We start from the raw sequence: 19,956 nt of genomic DNA, 5'->3' as shown, positions 1-19,956 counted from the left end.
ACGGTCACCGGTCAAACGCCTGATGGAACCCGGCCGCCCCGGGCGGTGTCATGGAAGCGGACCGACGGCGGAGGCTGCCCTGGACGACGACGACCTCGTCACCCGCGTACGCGCCGGCGACCGGGAGGCGTACGACGCCCTGGTCGCCCGGCACACCGCGTCCGCGTACCGGACGGCGGTGCTGCTGGGCGCCGGTCCGGACGCCGAGGACGTGGTCCAGGAGGCGTTCGTGAAGGCGTACCGGAAACTGTCCCGCTACCGGGCCGAGGCGTCGTTCCGGTCCTGGCTGCTCGCGATCGTCGCCAACGAGACCCGGAACCTGCACCGGACGCGCAGCCGGCGCGACGGGCTGACGCTGCGCGCGGCGGCGGCGGAACCGGTCGTGGCCGGCGGCGCCGACGACGGGCTCGACGCGGTGCTGGCGGCCGAGCGCCGGGCCGCGCTGGTCGGAGCGCTGCGGCTGCTGCCCGTACGCGACCGCGAGGCGATCGTCTGCCGCTACCTGCTGGACCTCGGCGAGGACGAGACGGCCACGGTGCTGGGGCTGCCCCGGGGCACCGTGAAGTCGCGGACCCACCGGGCGCTGGCGAAGCTGCGTGCCCTGCTGGACCGGGAGGTGGCGCACCGTGGATGACCTGGAGCGGGAGCTGCGTGACCTGACCGGCTGGCTGGAGCCGGCGCGGACGCCCGACGTCGCCGCGCGGGTCCGCGCCCGGCTCGACGCGCCCGCGCCGCGCCGCCGCCGGCGGTACGTGCTGGCCACCGTGCTCGCCGCGCTGCTCGTGGTGGCGCTGCCGCCGGGCCGGGCCGCGCTCGCCGACGCGGTGACCGGGCTGCTGCGGTTCTCCGGCGTGGTCATCGACTCCGCGCCCGCCCCGCCGCCGACCGGCACGCCCTCGCCACTGCCCGCGCAGCGGCACGTCGCCCTCGCCGAGGCGCAACGCCAGGTCCGCTTCCCGATCCGGGTGCCGTCCCGCCTGGGCGCGCCGGAACGGGTGCTGGTGGCCGACCCGGACGGTGCCGGCGGCCACCGGGTGGTCAGCCTGCTCTACCGGGGCGGCACGGTACGGCTGGACGCCTTCGACGGCTCGCTCGACATCGTGTTCCACAAGCGGTCACTCGGCGCGGACGTGACGCTCACCCAGGTCGGTGGCGAGTTCGCGATCTGGGTCGGCGGTCCGCACGCGCTGGCGTACGTGGACCGGTCGGGCACGGAACGGGTCGCCACCGCGCGGTTGTCCGCGGCCACGCTCATCTGGGAGCAGGGCGGGCTGAGTTACCGGCTGGAGGGCGACCTCACCCGTGAGCAGGCGCTGGACGTCGCGGCCTCGCTCCGGTGAGCGACGGGAACCCGGCGGCCCCGGCCGGTGTCCTGTTGACGAGAGCCGTCGACGGGGAGGCCGCGATGTTCGTTGCGAGAAGAGTCCTGCTGGTGCCGGTCCTGCTGCTGGCCGGGTGCTCCGGTCCGGCCACGGTCCCGGCCGGAGCGCCGGTGACCTCGGCGCCGGCGGCCACCGAGCCGGCCGCGCCGGCGGCCTGCGCCGAACGGGTGGAGACCGGCCGGTTGCCGGACTGGGCGGACGCCGGGTTCACCGGCGACACCCGGATGCGGCACGTCTTCGGCGCCCGGGGCGACATCGTGGCGATCCTGTTCGCGTACCCGCTCGTGCACGCCCGGGGCGACGGTGCGAACAACAAGATCCTCTGGGTGGCGCGTCCCGAGGAAGGCCGCTCCGAGCCGGCGCCGCGGACGCCTCTGGTGATCACCGCGACCCGGGACGGGACGGGCGCCCCGGTCGTCCGCGAGGTGGACGGCGGGCCCGGGCCGTCCATCGTCGACCTGCCGGCCGCCGGGTGCTGGCGGCTGCGACTGGACTGGTCCGGCCGCACCGACACGATGGATCTGGTCTACCGGCCGGGACCCGGCTGACCGGCATGGCCGCCGCCGGCGCGGGTAACGCTGCGTCATGGCGAAGTACACCGAGCCGGAACTGCGCGAGCGCCTCAAGGCCGAGATCCGCGCCTCCGACAAGGGCGGACGGCCGGGGCAGTGGTCGGCCCGCAAGTCGCAGCTGCTGACGAACGAGTACAAGAAGGCCGGCGGGGGATTCGAGGGCCCGAAGGACGCACGGCAGCGGTCGCTGCAACGCTGGGGCGGCGAGAAGTGGCAGACCCGCAGCGGTGACACGCGCGCCCGCAACGGCGGCGAGACCCGTCGTTACCTGCCCGAACAGGCGTGGAAGGAGCTGTCGGAGGAGCAGCGGCGCGACACCGACACGCGCAAGCGCCGCGCGTCGCGCTCCGGCCGCCAGTACGTGCCGAACACCGGCCCGGCGAAGCGGGCCCGCCGGGACGCCACCGCCGCGGAGCAGATGACCGAGCTGCCGGTGACCGAGGCGGTCAAGCTCGTGCGCGACCTCGACACCCGTCAGCTCGACGCGGCGCTGCGCCGGGAACGGCGTGGCAAGGCCCGCAAGACGCTCATCGGACGGCTGGAGTCGGAACTGGGCCGCCGCCGGGCGGCGTGAGCGTGATCCCGTGGCGTACCGCGACGCAGGGGCCGGCCCGAAGGCCGGCCCCTGCGCGCGACAGTCAGCGGCGCGGGTGCTGCGGGATGCGCGGCAGCACGTAGGGCGGACCGGAGAACATCAGGTCTGCCTTGAGCTCGTGGTAGGCGAGCTTGGGCTGGTAGTTCTCGTCGTACACGGTGGCCAGGCCCTCCGGCGGGTCGGAGAACGCGCCGGGCACCCAGGAGTGCTTGTCGGTGAAGCCCCAGAGCGTGAACGACAGGCAGTGCCGCTCGGCCAGGCACGCCTGCATCAGCACGCTGAAGCCCGCCGCGGACGCCTGCAGGCGCGGGTTGATCTCGGCGGAGTCGCCGGCCTCCACCCCGTCGGTGATCTGGCTGCGCACGTCCACCTCGGTGAGCGCCGTGGCCAGCCCGAGCCCGGCGAACTTGCGCAGGGCCGCGACCACCTGGAGCGTGCTGAAGTTGCCGTACTGGGTGCCCAGGTGGCCCTGCGCGCCCACGCCGTCGATCGGCACGCCCTTGGCCCGCAGGTCACGGACCATGTTGTAGACGAACTGCGTCTTGTCGTCGGCCGGGTTGCCGGAGCCGAACGCCTCGATGTTGTAGTCGTTGTAGAACAGCAGCGCCTTCGGGTCGGCGGCGCGGGCCCAGCGGAACGCGTCGGCGAGGTAGCCGGGCCCGAGGTTCTGCGCCCAGAATCCCTTGTAGTGCAGGGTGGACGGGGTGTCCCAGGGGTCGCTGACCGCCTCGTTCACCACGTCCCACTGCCAGATCTTGCCCTTGAAGTGGGTGACCACCGCGGTGATGTGGTTGCGCAGGATCTGGCGCAGCTCGGCCTTGCTGATCGAGCCGTCCGCGACGCCGCTGGTCAGCCACGCCGGCAGCTGGTTGTGCCAGACCAGCACGTGGCCCCGGACCCGCTGGTTGTTCTTGCGGGCGAACTCGATCAGCTCGTCGGCCGGACCCCAGTTGTAGGTGCCGCGGGTGGGCTCCAGGCTCTCCCACTTCATCACGTTCTCGGCGGTGACGGTGGAGAACTCGGACGCGGCCAGCTCGCGGTACCGCGGCTCGGCGGCGTCGTTGAGGGCCGCCATGTCCACTGCGGTGCCCACGTACAGGCCGTGGCGCTTGGCCAGCTCGCGCAGGCTCTGCGCGGCCGGGTCGTACGGGCGTCCCGCCGTCGCGGGGACGACGTTGAGGGCGGTGGCGGTCACGACGGCGACCGCGCCGGCGGCGAGCCAGCGTCTCAGCTTCATCTCGTTCCTTCCGGGCAGGTGCGCTCGGCCCGAGGGCCGGCGGTGGCGGTGCCGGGGCCGCCGCGACGTGGAACGGAGCGGCGGGTGCCCGGGCGGGCGGTGCGGCTTCCGAAACTTCCGGGGCATCTTCCGGAAGTAGCCCGAAACCTTACGGACCTCGATAGCCGCCCGTCAATCGCCGTTCGGGTAGGAGCGGGGCGTCTCAGCGCAGGGGCGCGCAGGAGGCCCGCACGACCAGCTCGGTGGGGAGCTGGATGTGGGTCTCCCGCTCGGCGCCGGCGATCAGGTCGATCAGCAGGCGCAGTGACTCGGCGCCCATGCGTTGCAGCGGCTGCCGGATCGTGGTGAGCGGCGGGTCGACCAGCGCCGACTCGGGGATGTTGTCGAAGCCGATGACCGACAGGTCGTCCGGTACGCGCAGGCCGAGGTCGCGGGCGACGTCCACGGTGGAGATGGCGGAGAGGTCGTTGCCGGCGAAGATCGCGGTCGGCCGGTCGGGGAGGGCGAGCAGTTCGGCAGCCGTGCTGGCGGCGCTCTCGGTGCGGAAGCCGCCCACCCGCACCAGCCGCTCGTCCACCGGCGTGCCCGCGTCGGCCATCGCCTTGCGGAACCCGGCCTCGCGCAGGCGGGCCGACTCCAGGTCGGGGCGGCCGCTGATGTGCGCGATCCGGCGGTGCCCGAGCGACAGCAGGTAGTCGGTGGCCAGCACCGCGCCGGCGAAGTTGTCGGAGTCGACAGTGGGCAGGCCGGACGGGCCGGTGTGCGGGTCGACGGCCACCACGTGGAAACCGTGCTTGGTCTCGACCACCGTCGGCGTCACGATCACCGCGCCGTCGATGAGCGTGCCGGACAGGCGTGCCAGCGAGCGCCGCTCCCACCCTATGGCCGCGCCCTTGCCGTCCCCGCTGGAGTAGGCGAGCAGTTGGTAGCCGCTGCCGGCGACCTCGCGGGAGGCGCCCTTGAGCAGCTCGGTGGAGAACGGCTCGAACTCGGCGACCAGGATGCCCAGCACGTTCGTCCGGTGGCTGCGCAGGCTCTGCGCCCCCAGGCTGGCCTCGTATCCGAGTTCGTGGATGACCTGCTGGACGCGCTCGACGGTGGCCTGTGCGACGCCGTACCGACCATTGACAACTTTCGATACGGTTGCCACCGAGACGCCGGCTGTACGGGCCACGTCTGACATCTTGACGCGCTGCGGGAACACCACGCCGACGATGATAGAGGGCCTTCCCGGGGTGATCGAAGACGTTTTCGAAAACGTTATCGATACCGATTGACTTCACGTTACGGCCCTGTAAAACTCCCCGGCAGGTAACCCGACTAAGTGGTCGAGGAGACATCTATGGCGATGAAGCGCCGTGCTGGCGCCGTCCTGGCACTGTTTGTGACAAGCGCTCTGCTGGCCTCCGCGTGCAGTGGAGGTGGCGACGACGACAAGGCCGCCGAGAGCGAGCTGTACAAGAACCCGGTGACGCTGACCTGGTGGCACAACGCCTCGCAGGACGGGCCCGGCAAGACGTACTGGGAGAAGGTCGCCAAGGACTTCTCCGCGGCCCACCCGACCGTCAAGATCGAGATCGAGGCGATCGAGACGAACCAGCTCCAGCGCACCCGGCTGCCCGCCGCGCTGCTGAGCAACGACCCGCCGGACATCTTCCAGGCGTGGGGTGGCGGCGAGATGCGCGAGCAGGTCGAGGCCGACTACCTCAAGGACATCACCGACCAGGTGAAGAGCGAGGTCGCCGACATCGGCAGCGCCTCCGAGATCTGGCAGGTGGAGGGCAAGCAGTACGGCCTGCCGTTCCGGATGGGCATCGAAGGCATCTGGTACAACAAGGACATGTTCGCGAAGGCGGGCATCACGGCGCCGCCGACCACCTTCGAGGAACTCAACGCCGCGGTCACCAAGCTCAAGGCCATCAACGTCATCCCGATCGCCCTGGGCGCCGGAGACAAGTGGCCGGCCGCGCACTGGTGGTACAACTTCGCGCTGCGCGCCTGCTCGGTCGACACGCTGAAGAAGGCGACCAAGGACCGGACCTTCGACGACCCGTGTTTCGTCAAGGCCGGCCAGGACCTGAAGAGCTTCATCGACACCAAGCCGTTCCAGAACAACTTCATCGCCACGCCGGGCCAGAACGACCCGACCAGCGCCAACGGTCTGCTCGCCAACGGCAAGGCCGCGATGGAACTGATGGGCGACTGGAACCGTGGCACCCTGGACACCGTCGCCACGGACAAGGCGGCCCTGGGCAAGTTCCTGGGCTGGTTCCCGGTGCCGGCGATCTCCGGCTCCGCCGGTGACCCGAAGGCGGCCCTCGGCGGCGGCGACGGCTTCGCCTGCTCGAAGAACGCCCCGGCCGAGTGCGTCGAGTTCCTCAAGTACATCGTCAGCCCCGAGGTGCAGAAGGGCTACGCCGCCACCGGCACCGGCCTGCCGGTCGCCAAGGGCGCTGCCGACGGCGTCACCGACCCGGCGCTGAAGTCCATCCTGGAGGCCACCTCCTCGGCCACCTACGTGCAGCTCTGGCTGGACACGGCCTTCGGCAGCACCGTCGGCACCGCGATGAACGACGCGATCGTCGCGATCTTCGCCGGCAACGGGACACCTGAGAAGGTCGTCTCGGCCATGAAGGCGGCCGCAAGCAAGTGACGTCCGCATCGCAGACCCGTACGCCCGCCGACGGCGCTCTCGCGCCGCCGGCGGGCCTCCGGCCCGGCGCACGAGCCGCCTCACGCCGCGCCGAGACCCGCCGCAAGTGGTACGAGATCATCGGCCTGACGACGCCGGCGGTCCTCATCTACGTGCTGTTCGTGCTGGTGCCGATGGGCTTCGCGTTCTACTACAGCCTGTTCCGCTGGCGCGGGGTCGGCCCGCCCACCGAGTACGTCGGCTTCCGTAACTACACGCTCGCGTTCCAGGACCCGATCTTCCTCGACGCGCTGCGCAACAACGCCATCATCGTCTTCGGGTCGCTGCTCATCCAGGGGCCCGTCGCGCTCGGCATCGCCCTGCTGCTCAACCGCCGCTTCCGCGGGCGCTCCGCGTTCCGCCTGCTGGTCTTCGTGCCGTACGTGCTCGCCGAGGTCACCGTCGGCATCATGTGGAAGCTGATCCTGACCGACGGCGGCACGCTCGACGCGCTGCTGCGGTCGGTCGGGCTGGGCGGGCTGGTGCAGGCGTGGCTGGCCGACCTCGACGTGGTCATCTGGACCCTGCTGTTCGTGCTCACCTGGAAGTACGTCGGCTTCGCCATCATCCTGCTGCTCGCCGGCCTGTCGAACGTGCCGCCCGAGCTGAACGAGGCCGCCGAGATCGACGGCGCGAGCTGGTGGCAGATCCAGCGTCACGTCACGTTGCCACTGCTCGGCCCGACCATCCGGATCTGGATGTTCCTGTCGATGATCGGCTCGTTGCAGGTCTTCGACATGGTCTGGGTGACCTCCGTGCCCGCGGTGCGGTCGCTCGGCGCCTCGGCCACCATGGCGACGTACATGGTGGACAACGGCTTCTTCGCCCGGCTGTGGGGCTACGGCAACGCGGTCGCCGTGATCCTGTTCGCCATCTCGTTCGTCGCGGCGCTGCTTTTCCAGCGGTTCCTGCTCAGCCGCGACATCGAGGGCGCCATCACCCGGAAGGGGAAGTGACAGTGGCCGTGAACTCCGTACCCGCCCCCTCGGCCGGGCGCCGTCCGGTGCAGTGGAGCTCGCCGCTGACGTACGCGATCGCGCTCGCGGTCGCGGCCGTGTCGATCGCCCCCGTCGTGTACGTCATCGTCGGTGGCTTCCGGACCACGCCGCAGATCGTGAACGACCCGGCCGGCCTGCCCGACCCGTGGGTCTGGGACAACTACTACCGGGTGCTCACGCAGAGCGACTTCTGGCGGCAGGCGTTCAACAGCGCGGTGATCGCTCTGGGCACCACGCTCGGCGTGGTGGTGCTCGGCATGGCCGCCGCGTTCGTGCTCGCCCGGTACTCGTTCCGGGGGCGTGAATGGCTCTACACGTTCTTCACGCTCGGTCTGCTCTTCCCGGCCGGCGCGGCGATCCTGCCGCTGTACCTCCTGCTGCGTGACCTGAGCCTGATCAACTCCTACTACGCGGTGATCCTTCCGCAGGTCGCCTTCTCGCTGCCGCTGACGATCGTCATCCTGCGGCCGTTCCTGTCGGCCATCCCGCGGGAGCTGGAGGACGCGGCCGCCATCGACGGCGCCGGCCGGCTCGGCTTCCTCTGGCGGATCGTGCTGCCGCTGTCGCGGCCCGCGATCGTCACCGTCGGTATCCTCGCGTTCGTGGCGAGCTGGAACGCGTTCCTCCTGCCGCTGCTCGTCCTCGGGGACGTCAACCTGCACACCCTGCCGCTGGGCGTGCAGAACTTCTCCAGCCAGTACACCACCGACACCGCGGGCGTCCTCGCCTTCACCTCACTGGCGATGCTGCCGGCGCTGCTGTTCTTCACCCTCGCGGAGAAGCAGATCGTGGGCGGGCTCCAGGGCGCGGTCAAGGGCTGAGCGGCAGCAGCACCAGCACAACCAATGGAAAGGCACACCATGACAGGGGTCCACGCGGTGGTGGACGGGCCGGTACCGGCCCAGGCAGATTCGGACCACGACCGGTCGGACGGGCACGACGCCGAGACGCGCGTACGGGAACTGCTCGCTCGCATGACGACCGAGGAGAAGATCGCGCAGCTCGTCGGGTTCTGGGAGAAGGAGGACGGTGAGGCGGTCGCGCCCCTGCAGGGCGAGTTCGCCGACAGCGGCCGGCTCGAAGACTTCGCCCGGCACGGGCTGGGTCACCTCACCCGTCCCTACGGCACCCGCCCGGTCGATTCCGCGGCCCGCGCGGCCTGGCTGTGGAAGTTCCAGCGGGACCTGGTGACCGGTACCCGGCTGGGCATCCCGGCCATCGTGCACGAGGAGTGCCTGACCGGCCTGTCGGCCTGGAAGGCGGCCACCTTCCCGACGCCGCTTGCCTGGGGCGCCGCGTTCGACCCCGAGCTGGTCACCGAGATGGCGGCGGCGATCGGGGCCTCGATGCGCGCGCTCGGCATCCACCAGGGACTGTCCCCGGTGCTGGACGTGATCCGGGACCCGCGCTGGGGCCGGGTCGACGAGTGCATCGCCGAGGATCCGTACCTCGTGGGCACCATCGGCACCTCGTACGTGCGGGGACTGCAGTCGCAGGGCGTGCTCGCGACGCTGAAGCACTTCGCCGGCTACTCCGCCTCGCGGGCCGGGCGCAACTTCGGCCCGGTGCACGCCGGTCCCCGGGAACTCGCCGACGTGCTGCTGCCGCCGTTCGAGATGGCGATCCGCGACGGCGACGCGCGCAGCGTCATGCACTCGTACGCCGAGATCGACGGCGTGCCGGTCGCCGCCGACCCGACCATGCTCACCGACCTGCTGCGGGACCGGTGGGGGTTCGACGGCACCGTGGTGGCCGACTACTACGGCGTCGCCTTCCTCAACCTGCTGCACCACGTCGCGGCCGACCACGCGGACGCGGCGGCGCAGGCGCTGGCCGCGGGCCTGGACATCGAGTTGCCTACCGGCGACGCCTTCCTGACGCTGACCGAGTCGGTGCGGGCCGGCACTGTCGACGAGGCGCTGGTCGACCGGGCGGTGTTGCGCGTGCTGCGCCAGAAGCAGGAACTCGGGCTGCTCGACGCCACGTTCGCCGACGAGCCGCCGGGTGCCGTGGACCTCGACTCGCCGGAGCACCGGTCGATCGCGCGCCGGCTCGCCGAGGAGTCGATCGTCCTGGTCGCCAACGAGGGCGTGCTCCCGCTGCCGGCGGGCCGCCGGGTGGCGGTGGTCGGCCCGAACGCCGACCGGCAGGGCGCGTTGTTCGGCTGCTATTCCTTCCTCAACCACGTGCTGGCCCATCACCCGGGCGTGGAGACCGGCTTCGAGGTGCCGACCGTCCTGGAGGCGGTGCGCGCCGAGTTCGGCGCCGACCGGGTCACCTTCGCGGCCGGCTGCGAGGTGGACTCGGCGGACCGGTCCGGCTTCGACGAGGCGGTCGCCGTCGCGTCCGCCGCCGACGTGGCGGTCCTCGTGGTCGGCGACCACGCCAGCCTGTTCGGCCGCGGCACGGTCGGGGAGGGCTGCGACCGGGACGACCTGGAGCTGCCCGGCGTGCAGCGCCAGCTCGTCGAGGCGGTGCTGGACACCGGCACCCCGGTCGTCCTGGTGCTGCTGACCGGCCGGCCGTACGCGCTGGGCTGGGCGCTGACCCGGTGCGCGGCGGTGCTGCAGACGTTCTTCCCGGGCGAGGAGGGCGCCGGGGCGATCGCGGGTGTGCTCTCCGGGCGGGTCAACCCGTCCGGCCGGCTGCCGGTCACCCTGCCCGGCTCGGCCGGCGCGCAGCCGTACTCGTACCTGCACCCGGAGCTGGGGGCGGGCACGAACGGCACCAACCTGCCGGCGACGCCGGTGGCGCCGTTCGGTCACGGGCTGTCCTACACCACGTTCGCGTACACCGACCTGACCGTGCCGGCCGAGGTGCCGGCCGACGGGGCGCTGCGGGTGTCGGTGCGGGTCACGAACACCGGCGCGGTCGCCGGTGACGACGTGGTGCAGCTCTACGGCCGGGACCTGGTCGCCTCGGTGACCCGGCCGGTGGCGCAGCTGCTCGGCTACCGGCGGGTGCGTCTGGAGCCGGGGGCCTCGGTCACCGTCGAGCTGAGCGTGCCGACCACGCGGCTGGCCTTCACCGACCGCACGCTCACCCGCGTGGTGGAGCCCGGGGAGGTCGACGTCTGGGTGGGTACGAGCGCCCGGCGCGACGTCCAGGCGCGGACCACGCTGACCGGCGACACCGTCGAGATCACCGCCGCCTCGCCCCGCTGGACGACCACCGACCTCCGCTGAACGGGGTCCGCCGGTCGTCCACGGGGCGGACGGCGGACCCTTTCAACCCATATTGGCGTTATGTCGATTTTGGCTCAGTAGGCTCCAGGATGTCATCCAGCCCCGGCTGGATCCCGGTCGCCGGCACCCACAGGGATGCGTGAGTCACGATGATGGACGCGGACACCATGGTCCTGCCCCGGATCGGGGACGCCGCGGTCGAGGACCCCTGGGGCGAGGACCGTCCGCGCCGCTCCACCGCCCGCGCCGCGACCGCCGCCGTGAACCGGTGGCGGATCGCGGCGTGGCTGCTGCCCGCGGTCCTGACCGGCGCGCTCGGCGCGACCCGGATCGCGACAGCGGGTCCGAGCGCCGGGGAGTCGGCGGCCCGCCGGGCGGCGACGTCGCCCTGGCAGGGGATCGGGCTCACCGGCGACGACATCGCGCTCGGGCCGTACCACCTGCTCCTGCGCGGCTGGGCGGAGCTGTTCGGCGCGACGGACCTCGCGCTGCGCGTACCGTCACTGCTGGCCATGGTCGGGGCCGCGGCGCTCGTCGGCGCGCTCGCCACCCGGATCGCCACGCCCGCCGCCGGCCTGCTGGCCGGCCTGATCTTCGCGGCGCTGCCGACCTCGATCCGGTACGCGCAGCAGGCGCAGCCGTACGCCCTGGCGGTGTTCGCCGCCGTGCTCGCCACCTGGCTGCTGGCGTCCGCGCTCGACCGGCCGCGCCCGCGGCGGCTCGTGCCCTACGCGGGCGCGGTGCTGCTGCTCGGTCTGTGCCAGCCGGTGGCGTTGCTGCTGCTCGCCGCGCACGGCTGGGTCGTGCTGGCGTTCCGCCGCCGGGACGCCGTCCGGTGGCTGGCCGCAGTGGCCGTCGGGCTGCTGCCGGTCGCCGCGCTGCTCGCCGTCGGCGTGCGTGACGGCGGGCGCCTGGCGTCCGGCGCGTGGCCCGGCGCCACCGTGCTGGCGGCCACGCCCGGAGAGCTGTTCGGCGTCGTCGCGCTCGGCGGCGTGCTGGCCGGGCTGGCCCTGTTCAGCCTCCCGCTGCGGTACGCGGCCGCGATCTGTACCGCCTGGGCGCTGGTGCCGGCGCTCGGGCTGCTGGCGCTGGCGCAGGCCGCGCCGGTCTGGTCGGCGGTGAACCTGCTGTTCACGGTGCCGGCCTGGGCGGTGCTCGGCGGGGTCGCCCTGGCCCGGGCGCGTGCCGCCGGCGCGCTCGCCGTGCTGGCTCTCGTGGCGCTGCTGGCGGCGGCGGCCCAGCTTCCCGCCTGACCGTCGACGAACGGGCGACGTCTGCCTGATTCGCCCTTTTTGTAGTTGATTGTCGGCTTAGCATTCGGTCGGCTCCTGAGCCTGCAGACCATGGGGGAAACGTGGCCGTCGCCGCCGATACACGCCCGTCCCGCGCCACGACGGCCGGGCCGCCGGGCGGCCGCCCGATCGCGCCCGTCCCGCCCGGGACGCCGGCCGATCCGGACCGCCGGCAGCGCAACGTCCGCGCCCGCCTGGCGTACGCCCGGTGCGGCGCCGTCGCCGGTCCGCTGCGCCCGCCGCGCGGCCCGGACGCGGCGGTCGAGTTCCGCCCCACCGCCTCGGTGGCCGCGCGGGTCGTGCTGACGCTGCTGGTGCTCGTCAACAGCGCCGCCGGGCTCGTCTTCGTCGGCTGGCTGCTGCTGCCCCAGCACGTGCCCGGCCCCGGCGTGGTCGGGCTCGGCGGGTGGCAGACCGCCGCCGCCCGGCTCGCGTTCTGCGTCGTCGTCGGCGTCGAACTGATCCGCCTGGCGCAGAACGTGGTGGTCTGGGTCTTCGCCTTCCACGCCCGGGACCCGGTGCCGGTCGACCCGCCGGTCGGCCTGCGGGTCGCGCTGCTCACCACCATCGTGCCGAGCAAGGAGCCGCTGGACGTCGCGGAGCGGACGCTGCGCCGGCTCCGGGAGATCGTCTACTGCGGGCACGTCGACGTGTGGATCCTCGACGAGGGCGACGACCCGGCGGTCCGGGCGATGGCCGCGCGGCTGGGCGTACGCCACTTCACCCGCAAGGGCCGGCCCGAGTACAACCGGCCCGACGGCGAGTTCCGGGCCCGGACCAAGTCCGGCAACCACAACGCCTGGCGGGCCGAGCACGAGCACCGCTACGACGTGGTCGCGAACGTCGACCCGGACCACGTGCCGCTGCCGAACTTCCTGGAACGCACGCTCGGCTACTTCCGCGACCCGGATGTGGCGTTCGTGGTGACGCCCCAGGTGTACGGCAACATGCACCAGAACTTCGTCGCCCACGGCGCCTCCGTGCAGCAGTACCTCTACAACGGCCTGATCGCCCGCGGCGGCAACGGCCTGGACGCGCCGCTGCTCACCGGCACCGGGCACCTCTACCGCCCGGCGGCCTGGCGGACCATCGGCGGCTACCAGGACTCGATCATCGAGGATCACCTCACCAGCATCCGCGTGCACGCCGCCGTCAACCCGGCCACCGGCCGCCGGTGGAAGGGCGTCTACACCCCGGACGTGGTGGCGCTCGGTGAGGGGCCGACGTCCTGGGCGGACTACTTCAACCAGCAGAAGCGCTGGGCCGCCGGGATCTGCGAGATCCTGCTCCGCCGCGAGATGCGTACGCCGCGCGACCTGCCGTCGCGCCGTCGCTGGCAGTACCGCCTGCTCCAGTTCTACTACCCGAGCGTCGCGGTGAGCCTGTTGCTGGGCAACGCCGCCACCGCGCTCTACCTGCTGACCGGCGTCGACGCGGGCCGGCTCGACCCGCAGGTGTGGGCGACGCTGTGGGGCACCACCGTCGGCACCTGGTTCCTGCTCTGGCTCTGGCTGCGGCGCTTCAACATCGCCCCGCACGAACGCGAGGAGGTGGGCATGGCCGGCATGGCGCTCGCCCTGTTCGCCGGGCCGGTCTACGTGGCCGCGGCGGCCGGCGCGCTGCTGCGCCGCCGGCTCGGCTTCGTGGTGACCGCCAAGGGGGCGCTGCGCACTGTGGAGTCCCTGCGCACGTTCCGGCTGCATCTGTGCTGGGCGCTGGCGGCGGCCGGGCTGCTCGCGGCGAGCTTCGCGCTCGGCCACGACTATCCGCTGCTGCGGATCTGGCCGGCGCTGACGCTGCTGACCGGGCTCGCGCCACCGCTGATCGCCTGGGTGGAGGGCCTGCGGGACCGCCGGCGCCGGTCGGCGGAGGCGGCGTGGAAGCAGCCGGCGGCTGAGGGCGGTGTCCCGTGCTGAGGCCGACCGCGCCCCGGGTGGGCCTCGCGCTGGCCGGGTTGCTGCTGCTCGCGTACGCCTTCGTGGTGGCGCCCGGAGCGTGGCGCGACCCGGGCACGGGCGCATCGGCGCACGGGCGCGTCCCGGCGACGCCGCAGGCGAGCGCCGGCGCGCCGGGCGGCCTGTTCCCCCCGGCCGGGCAGGCGTTCTTCGGGGTGATGACCGACAAGGGACCGCACGACTTCGCGCCGGTCGACCGGTTCGTCGAGGCGGCCGGGCGGGCGCCGCAGGTGATGCTCTTCGGCGCCGACTGGGCGTCGGCCGAGTTCGACCGGAGCCTGTTCGACCGGATCGCCGAGCGGGGCATGATGCCCATGCTCGGCTGGGAGCCGTGGGACCACACGGTCGACCTGGCGGCCCGGCGCACCGGCCTGGCGGTCCGGCAGATCGACCGGCTCCGGGCCACCCAGCCGGACTACCGGCTGGACCGGATCGCGCGCGGCGACTTCGACGCCTACCTGCGGTCCTGGGCCGAGGGGGTCCGGTCGCTCGGCTACCCGGTCGCGATCCGCTTCGCGCACGAGATGAACGGCGACTGGTATCCGTGGTGCGAGCGGGCCAACGGCAACCGCCCCGGCGACTACGTGCGGGCCTGGCGGCACGTGCACGACCTCTTCGCCCGGGCCGGCGCCACGAACGTCACCTGGGTGTGGAGCCCGAACGCCCGCTGGGACAAGACGACAGCCGGGCTGACCGGGCTCTACCCGGGTGACGACTACGTCGACTGGGTCGGCGTCACCGGCTACTACGGCACCGGCGCGTTCACCAAGACGTACTGGTCGTTCGACCAGATCTTCGGCCCGACCATCGCCGAGATCCGCAAGGTCACCCGCAGGCCGCTGGTGGTCACCGAGACCGGCGCCGCCGACACCGCCGGACGCAAGGCCCGGTGGATCCGGGAGACGTTCGGCTCCCTGCCCCGGTACCCGGACCTGATCGGGCTGATCTGGTTCGAGGTGGACAAGGAGCAGGACTGGCGCATCGCCGGGTCACCCGCCGCGGCGACCGCGTTCGCCGAGGCGGTGGGCGGCGCGCGCTACGACGTGACCTGGTCGGCGACATCGAGGCCGCGCGCCGGGCCCTGACCCACCCTCCATGTCGGACGGTGCCGCTACTCTCCACGATCATGGATGAGAGAGAGCAGTTCCGGCGGGCGGCGATCGCGCAGGGCGTGCCCGAGGGCGAGGTGGCCCGCTTCGCGGAGCTGATCCGGTTCCGGATCCACGCCTGGCGGCGTGAGGACGGCGTGCACGCCGGGCGGCGGGGCGGGCGGCCGCGGCTGCCGGTGGGCGTGCCGTGGCCCACGTGCCCGGAGGGCTCTCCGTTGCCGTTCCTGCTCCGGCTCGACTGCGCGGCGCTGCCCCGGGTGCCCGACCTCGCCCTGCCGGCCGACGGCACGCTGCTGTTCTTCCTCGACCAGGAGGGCGCACAGGACGTCTGCGGCATCGAGAACGAGAAGGCGTACGCGCGGGTCGTGTACGTCCCGGCCGGCGCCGAGACGGTGGACGGTGTGGACGTCCTACCCGCCGGGACCGACCTGGGCCGTTTCCTCGCCCCCGAGCACGAGATGTACGCCGGGCTCCAGGCGGAACTGCCGGACTGGCTGGACCGCTCGGAGGAGTGGCTGTGCGACACCCAGATCAAGCTGCTGCGCGACCTGCCGCACCGCAAGGAGATGGGCGCGCTGCTCGAGCAGCTCTGGCCGGAGCGGGACGGGTGGATTCAGCACGACGTCTTCGTCGGCGGCTACACCATCTCGGCGCAGGATCCGCCCGAGACGTTCATGACGGACCGGGAGCGGATGCAGCAGGCGAGCTCCCTGCCCCGCGCGGAGCGGCTGGTGGCTCAGTACGAGGAAGAGCAGCGGGTGGTGCGCGAGTGGGTGCCGCTGGCCCAGTTCGGCGTACCGGACGAGGAGTACGTCAACGCGCGGTTCCTGATCCGCCACGACGACCTCGCCGCCGGGCGGTTCGACGGGGTGCTGTCCTTCTGCGAGTTCACCGAGTGACAGCCGGGCCGGTTCAGCGTGCGGACCGCCCGCAGTGCCGCCTCCACGTCCTGCCCGCCGCCCGCGCGGACCGGTGATTTCGCCGATGCGCGCCGCGCCGAAGGCATCGATGCTGACCCATGTCGATGTAATTCCGGCGCAAGGAGTGACCGACGTGCCCACCACCATCCGTTCCCGTACCCCCGTCCGTGCCCTGGCCCGGTTCGCCGTGGCGGCGCTGCTCGCCACCGGCGGCGCGCTCGCCGCCCCGGTCTCGGCGAGCGCCGCCAGCCCCTACGAGCGCGGCCCGGCGCCCACCAGCGCCATCCTGGAGGCCAGCCGCGGCCCGTTCGCCACCTCGTCGATCAACGTCTCCTCGCTGAGCGTGACCGGCTTCGGCGGCGGCGTCATCTACTACCCGACCAGCACCGCCGAGGGCACCTTCGGCGCGGTCGCCATCTCGCCCGGCTACACCGCCTCCTGGTCCAGCCTGAGCTGGCTCGGCCCGCGGATCGCCTCACACGGCTTCGTGGTGATCGGCATCGAGACCAACACCCGGCTGGACCAGCCGGCCAGCCGGGGCCGGCAGCTCCTGGCCGCGCTGGACTACCTGACCGAGCGCAGCTCGGTGCGCGGCCGGATCGACTCGTCCCGGCTCGCGGTGGCCGGTCACTCGATGGGCGGCGGCGGCAGCCTGGAGGCCGCGGCGGCGCGGCCGTCGCTGCAGGCCGCCGTTCCGCTGGCGCCGTGGAACCTGGACAAGACCTGGTCCGATGTACGGGTGCCAACGCTCATCATCGGCGGCGAGACCGACAGCGTCGCGCCGGTGGCGACCCACTCGATCCCGTTCTACAACAGCATCCCGGCGTCCTCGGAGAAGGCGTACCTGGAGCTGGACGGCGCGAGCCACTTCTTCCCGCAGACGACGAACACGCCGACGGCGAAGCAGATGGTGGCCTGGCTGAAGCGGTTCGTCGACGACGACACCCGCTACGAGCAGTTCCTCTGCCCCGGCCCGAGCGGGTCGGCGATCCAGGAGTACCGCAACACCTGCCCCAGCGCCTGAGCCCGCCCGCTGCCGGGGTGGTCGTCGCGACGACCACCCCGGCAGCATGTCCGCCTCTTTTCCGACGGGTTGCCCATCTGTGACACTGCATGCATGCTTTCTGCATCGACAGTGCATATTGCTCTGCGGGGCCGGGACGACGAGTGCGACGCGATCCGCCGGCTCCTCGACCGGGACTCCGGCGGCGCGCTGCTGTTCCACGGGCCGCCCGGCGCCGGCCGCAGCGCCCTGCTGGCGTACGCCCGCCGGTGGGCGACGGGACGCACGGTGCTCACCGGCGCCGGCCTGGCCGACGAGTCGACGCTGCCCTACGCCGGCCTGCACCGCCTGCTCGACCCGGTGCTGGACGCGGACACCGCACTGCCGGTGCGGCAGCGCCGGCTGCTGCGCCGCGTGCTCGGCGGCGACGGCTGCCCGGCCGACCAGCGGCTGGCCCTCGCCGCGGCGGTCCGCTCCCTGCTCGCCGCCGTGGCCGCGGACCGGCCGCTGCTGTGCACGGTGGACGACCTCGACATCGGCGACCGGCAGAGCGCCTGGACGCTCGCCGTCGTGGCGCGCCGGCTGCGCCGGCTGCCGGTGGCGGTGCTGCTGACCGCCACCGCCCCGGCCACTGTCGACGGCGTGCCGGCGCACCGGCTGCGCCCGCTGGACGCCGACGAGTGCCACGCGATGCTCACCGACCGGGGGCACCGGCCGTCCGCGCCGGTGGCCGCCGCGCTGGCCACGCTCAGCGGCGGCAGCCCGGCGGCGCTGGCCGACCTGGCCGGCAGCCTCACCCCGGCCCAGTGGCGGGGCGAGGCGCCGTTGCCCGGCACGCCGCCGGTGGACGGCGCGCTCGCCGCCGCGTACCGGGCCCGCCTGGACCGGCTGCCGGCGCCGACCCGGCGGATGGTGCTGCTCGCCGCGCTCGACCACGCCGCCGACCCGGGCACGCTGGTACGCGCCGCCTGGTCCGCCGGTCTGACCGTGGAAGCGCTCGCCCCCGCCGAGGCGGCCGGGCTGCTGCGGACCGGGCCCGACGGGGTGACGTTCCCGCACCCGCTCGCCCGCACGATGATCACCGCCGTCGCGCCGCTGGCCGACCTGCGCGCGGCGCACCTGCTGCTGGCCGGCACGCTCGCCGGCGGCCCGCTCGGCCGCGCGCTGCGCCACGCCACCGCCCCCGACTGCCCGGCCGACGTGCTCGCCGCCGAACTGACGGCGGCGGTGGACGGGGCGTCCGACCGCGCCGCCGCGGCCTCCGCGCTGCGCCGCGCCGCCGAGCTGACCGCCGATCCCGGGCGGGCCGCCGAACTGACGGTGGCGGCGGCCCGCTGCGCCTGGACCGCCGGCGACCCGGACCAGGCCCGGGGGCTGCTACGGCACCTGACCGCCGCGCCGCCCGCACAGGACCGGGCCGACCTGCTCCGCGGCGAGATGCAGCTGCGCTGCGACGCGCCCGCCGCCGCGGTCGCCACGCTGCTGGCCGCCGCCGACGCGGTCGCGCCGGCCGACCGGCGCTCCGCCCTGCTCGCGCTGGTCCGCGCGGGCGAGGCCATCTGCGTCACCGGCGACCAGTTCCGCTACGCCGAGGTGGCCCGCCGCGCGGAGGCGCTGCGGCGGCCCGGCGACTCGCCCGACCTGGACCTGCTGGCCACCTTCGCGGTGGGCGTCGGGGCGACCCTGCGCGGCGACCATGCCCGTGGCGGTCCGGCGCTGCGCCGGGTCGTCGTCCTCGGCGGCCGGCTGTCCGGGCCCGCGCTCACCCCGGGCGCGCTGGTCTGCGCCGCCGCGGCGGCGCTGCTGGTGGCGGTGGACGGGCCCGCGCACCGGCTCGCCGGCCGGGCGGTCGACGTGGCCCGCTCGCGCGGCGAGCTGTCCCTGCTGCCCCGGGCGCTGGAGCTGCGCGCCGTCGCCGAGTACTGGCTGGGCCGGCACGAGGCGGCGGCGGAGACCGCCCGCGAGGGCGTGCGCGCCGCCCGCGACACCGGCCAGCACGCCTGCGCCCAGGTGCACCTCGGCATCCTCGCGGTGCTGGCCGCGGTACGCGCCGACCGGGCCGGCGCGCTGGCCCGGATCGCCGAGATCGGTGACGGGGCCGCGCCCGGGAGCCGGCCGGACGCGTACGCCAGGTGGGCGCTCGGTGTGCTGGACCTCATCGACGGCCGGTACGCCGACGCGGTCGCCCGGCTGTCCACGCTGGCCCGCACCGGCACCGGCCGGGGGCAGGTGCTGGTGCAGGTGATGGCCACGCCGTACCTGGTGGAGGCCGCCGCCCACGACGGCAGGCGCCCGGCCGCCGCGCTCGCCGTGTTCGACCACTGGGCCAGCAGCACGGCCAGCCCGTCGCGGCGGGCCCTGGCGGCGCGCTGCCGCGCGCTGCTCGCGCCCCGGGGCGGCCCGGAGGCCGAACGGGAGTTCCACGCGGCGCTGCGGCTGCACCCGGCCGACACCGACCGGTTCGAGCGCGCCCGCACCGAACTGCTGTTCGGCCGCGAGCTGCGCCGCCGGCGCCGCCCCCGCGACGCCCGGGCCCACCTGCACCGGGCGCGGGAGACGTTCACAGTGCTCCGCGCGACCGTCTGGGCCGACCGGGCGGGCGAGGAGCTGCGCGCGGCGGGGGAGTCGGTCGGGCCGGCGCCGAACGGCCCGGAGCAGTTGCTGACCGGGCAGCAGCTGCACATCGCCCGGTTGGTCGCGCAGGGGGCGACCAACCGGGAGATCGCCACCCGGATGTCGTTGTCCACCCGGACCGTCGACCACCACCTGCGCAACGTGTTCCACCGGCTGGGTGTGCGCTCCCGCACCGAACTGGCCCGCTTGCTGGCCTGACCACCGGCCGCGCCGGGCCGCGCCGCGACCGTCGTCGGGCCGGGCCGCAGGCACGTCGCTCCGCGCCGGCCCGCGACCGGCACGCCGTGACCGTGCACACCCGCCACCCCTCCCCACCCCCGGTCGCGGAGAGTCACGGGAGTGTCCGGCGAGGCGTGCGCACATGGCCGCCTTTGCTCTGCAG

General features: G+C 73.8%; 16 protein-coding genes. 14 read left to right on the top strand and 2 right to left on the bottom strand.

What is annotated here, in order from left to right; translation table 11 throughout:
* Nucleotides 1-22: 22 nt before the first annotated feature.
* The 4 genes from DQE82_RS14070 (at nucleotide 23) to DQE82_RS14055 (ending at nucleotide 2,528) form a co-directional block, all read left to right on the top strand.
* Entirely contained in the window at nucleotides 23-634 is a 612-nt protein-coding gene (locus DQE82_RS14070) for an RNA polymerase sigma factor (protein WP_069088477.1), read from the top strand.
* On the top strand, nucleotides 627-1,340 hold the full coding sequence (locus DQE82_RS14065; RefSeq protein ID WP_113972917.1) for a hypothetical protein: 714 nt from the start codon (nucleotides 627-629) through the stop codon (nucleotides 1,338-1,340). Before DQE82_RS14070 ends, DQE82_RS14065 begins: the two co-directional genes overlap by 8 nt.
* 65 nt (nucleotides 1,341-1,405) lie before the next feature.
* Nucleotides 1,406-1,930, top strand: a complete 525-nt coding sequence (locus DQE82_RS14060; RefSeq protein WP_113973099.1) for a hypothetical protein — start codon at nucleotides 1,406-1,408, stop codon at nucleotides 1,928-1,930.
* 37 nt (nucleotides 1,931-1,967) lie between these two features.
* Complete coding sequence (locus DQE82_RS14055) at nucleotides 1,968-2,528, top strand: DUF5872 domain-containing protein (protein WP_043323404.1); 561 nt, start codon at nucleotides 1,968-1,970, stop codon at nucleotides 2,526-2,528.
* Nucleotides 2,529-2,592: 64 nt separating this feature from the next.
* Here DQE82_RS14055 and DQE82_RS14050 read toward each other — a convergent pair whose 3' ends face one another.
* Together DQE82_RS14050 and DQE82_RS14045 are read right to left on the bottom strand one after the other, a co-directional pair.
* The gene (locus tag DQE82_RS14050; protein ID WP_043323406.1) at nucleotides 2,593-3,786 is read right to left on the bottom strand and encodes an endo-1,4-beta-xylanase; all 1,194 of its coding nucleotides are present in this window, start codon (nucleotides 3,784-3,786) and stop codon (nucleotides 2,593-2,595) included.
* Between the two features lie 202 nt (nucleotides 3,787-3,988).
* On the bottom strand, nucleotides 3,989-4,993 hold the full coding sequence (locus tag DQE82_RS14045; protein ID WP_113972916.1) for a LacI family DNA-binding transcriptional regulator: 1,005 nt from the start codon (nucleotides 4,991-4,993) through the stop codon (nucleotides 3,989-3,991).
* 177 nt (nucleotides 4,994-5,170) lie between these two features.
* Here DQE82_RS14045 and DQE82_RS14040 point away from each other — a divergent pair, with 177 nt between their 5' ends.
* The 10 genes from DQE82_RS14040 (at nucleotide 5,171) to DQE82_RS13995 (ending at nucleotide 19,772) form a co-directional block, all read left to right on the top strand.
* A complete protein-coding gene (locus DQE82_RS14040) occupies nucleotides 5,171-6,439 on the top strand; it encodes an ABC transporter substrate-binding protein (protein ID WP_223201002.1) in 1,269 nt (422 codons plus the stop codon).
* Nucleotides 6,436-7,434 carry a carbohydrate ABC transporter permease gene (locus tag DQE82_RS14035; protein WP_043323411.1) on the top strand — a complete coding sequence of 333 codons (999 nt, stop codon included), beginning with the start codon at nucleotides 6,436-6,438 and terminating at the stop codon, nucleotides 7,432-7,434. Before DQE82_RS14040 ends, DQE82_RS14035 begins: the two co-directional genes overlap by 4 nt.
* The gene (locus DQE82_RS14030) at nucleotides 7,431-8,297 is read left to right on the top strand and encodes a carbohydrate ABC transporter permease (protein WP_113972915.1); all 867 of its coding nucleotides are present in this window, start codon (nucleotides 7,431-7,433) and stop codon (nucleotides 8,295-8,297) included. The genes DQE82_RS14035 and DQE82_RS14030 overlap by 4 nt, the downstream gene beginning before the upstream one ends.
* A gap of 39 nt (nucleotides 8,298-8,336) precedes the next feature.
* Nucleotides 8,337-10,661, top strand: coding sequence for a glycoside hydrolase family 3 N-terminal domain-containing protein (locus DQE82_RS14025; RefSeq protein WP_043323415.1), 2,325 nt, complete (start codon nucleotides 8,337-8,339; stop codon nucleotides 10,659-10,661).
* A gap of 149 nt (nucleotides 10,662-10,810) precedes the next feature.
* The gene (locus tag DQE82_RS14020; protein ID WP_113972914.1) at nucleotides 10,811-11,914 is read left to right on the top strand and encodes a glycosyltransferase family 39 protein; all 1,104 of its coding nucleotides are present in this window, start codon (nucleotides 10,811-10,813) and stop codon (nucleotides 11,912-11,914) included.
* Between the two features lie 101 nt (nucleotides 11,915-12,015).
* Nucleotides 12,016-13,869, top strand: a complete 1,854-nt coding sequence (locus DQE82_RS14015) for a glycosyltransferase family 2 protein (RefSeq protein ID WP_113972913.1) — start codon at nucleotides 12,016-12,018, stop codon at nucleotides 13,867-13,869.
* A complete protein-coding gene (locus tag DQE82_RS14010) occupies nucleotides 13,863-14,993 on the top strand; it encodes a glycoside hydrolase family 26 protein (protein WP_043323419.1) in 1,131 nt (376 codons plus the stop codon). The genes DQE82_RS14015 and DQE82_RS14010 overlap by 7 nt, the downstream gene beginning before the upstream one ends.
* A 41-nt stretch (nucleotides 14,994-15,034) precedes the next feature.
* Nucleotides 15,035-15,916: a DUF1963 domain-containing protein gene (locus DQE82_RS14005; protein WP_113972912.1), complete on the top strand. Its 882-nt coding sequence runs from the start codon at nucleotides 15,035-15,037 to the stop codon at nucleotides 15,914-15,916.
* Between the two features lie 154 nt (nucleotides 15,917-16,070).
* The gene (locus DQE82_RS14000; protein ID WP_113973098.1) at nucleotides 16,071-16,961 is read left to right on the top strand and encodes an alpha/beta hydrolase; all 891 of its coding nucleotides are present in this window, start codon (nucleotides 16,071-16,073) and stop codon (nucleotides 16,959-16,961) included.
* A gap of 93 nt (nucleotides 16,962-17,054) precedes the next feature.
* Complete coding sequence (locus DQE82_RS13995; RefSeq protein ID WP_113972911.1) at nucleotides 17,055-19,772, top strand: LuxR family transcriptional regulator; 2,718 nt, start codon at nucleotides 17,055-17,057, stop codon at nucleotides 19,770-19,772.
* The last annotated feature ends 184 nt before the right edge of the window (nucleotides 19,773-19,956 follow it).

Origin of the sequence: Micromonospora sp. LHW51205 (assembly GCF_003315815.1) — a bacterium.
Lineage (GTDB): Bacteria > Actinomycetota > Actinomycetes > Mycobacteriales > Micromonosporaceae > Micromonospora > Micromonospora chalcea.
The sequence above is the reverse complement of the archived record's forward strand: the minus strand, read 5'-3'. Positions and strand labels throughout refer to the sequence as shown.

Excerpts from the sequence above, each read along its gene's own strand:
- DQE82_RS14070 (WP_069088477.1), top strand. The coding sequence starts at position 23 with ATGGAACCCGGCCGCCCCGGGCGGTGTCATGGAAGCGGACCGACGGCG.
- DQE82_RS14060 (WP_113973099.1), top strand. The coding sequence starts at position 1,406 with ATGTTCGTTGCGAGAAGAGTCCTGCTGGTGCCGGTCCTGCTGCTGGCC.
- DQE82_RS14055 (WP_043323404.1), top strand. The coding sequence starts at position 1,968 with ATGGCGAAGTACACCGAGCCGGAACTGCGCGAGCGCCTCAAGGCCGAG.
- DQE82_RS14050 (WP_043323406.1), bottom strand. The coding sequence starts at position 3,786 with ATGAAGCTGAGACGCTGGCTCGCCGCCGGCGCGGTCGCCGTCGTGACC.
- DQE82_RS14025 (WP_043323415.1), top strand. The coding sequence starts at position 8,337 with ATGACAGGGGTCCACGCGGTGGTGGACGGGCCGGTACCGGCCCAGGCA.
- DQE82_RS14020 (WP_113972914.1), top strand. The coding sequence starts at position 10,811 with ATGATGGACGCGGACACCATGGTCCTGCCCCGGATCGGGGACGCCGCG.
- DQE82_RS14005 (WP_113972912.1), top strand. The coding sequence starts at position 15,035 with ATGGATGAGAGAGAGCAGTTCCGGCGGGCGGCGATCGCGCAGGGCGTG.
- DQE82_RS13995 (WP_113972911.1), top strand. The coding sequence starts at position 17,055 with ATGCTTTCTGCATCGACAGTGCATATTGCTCTGCGGGGCCGGGACGAC.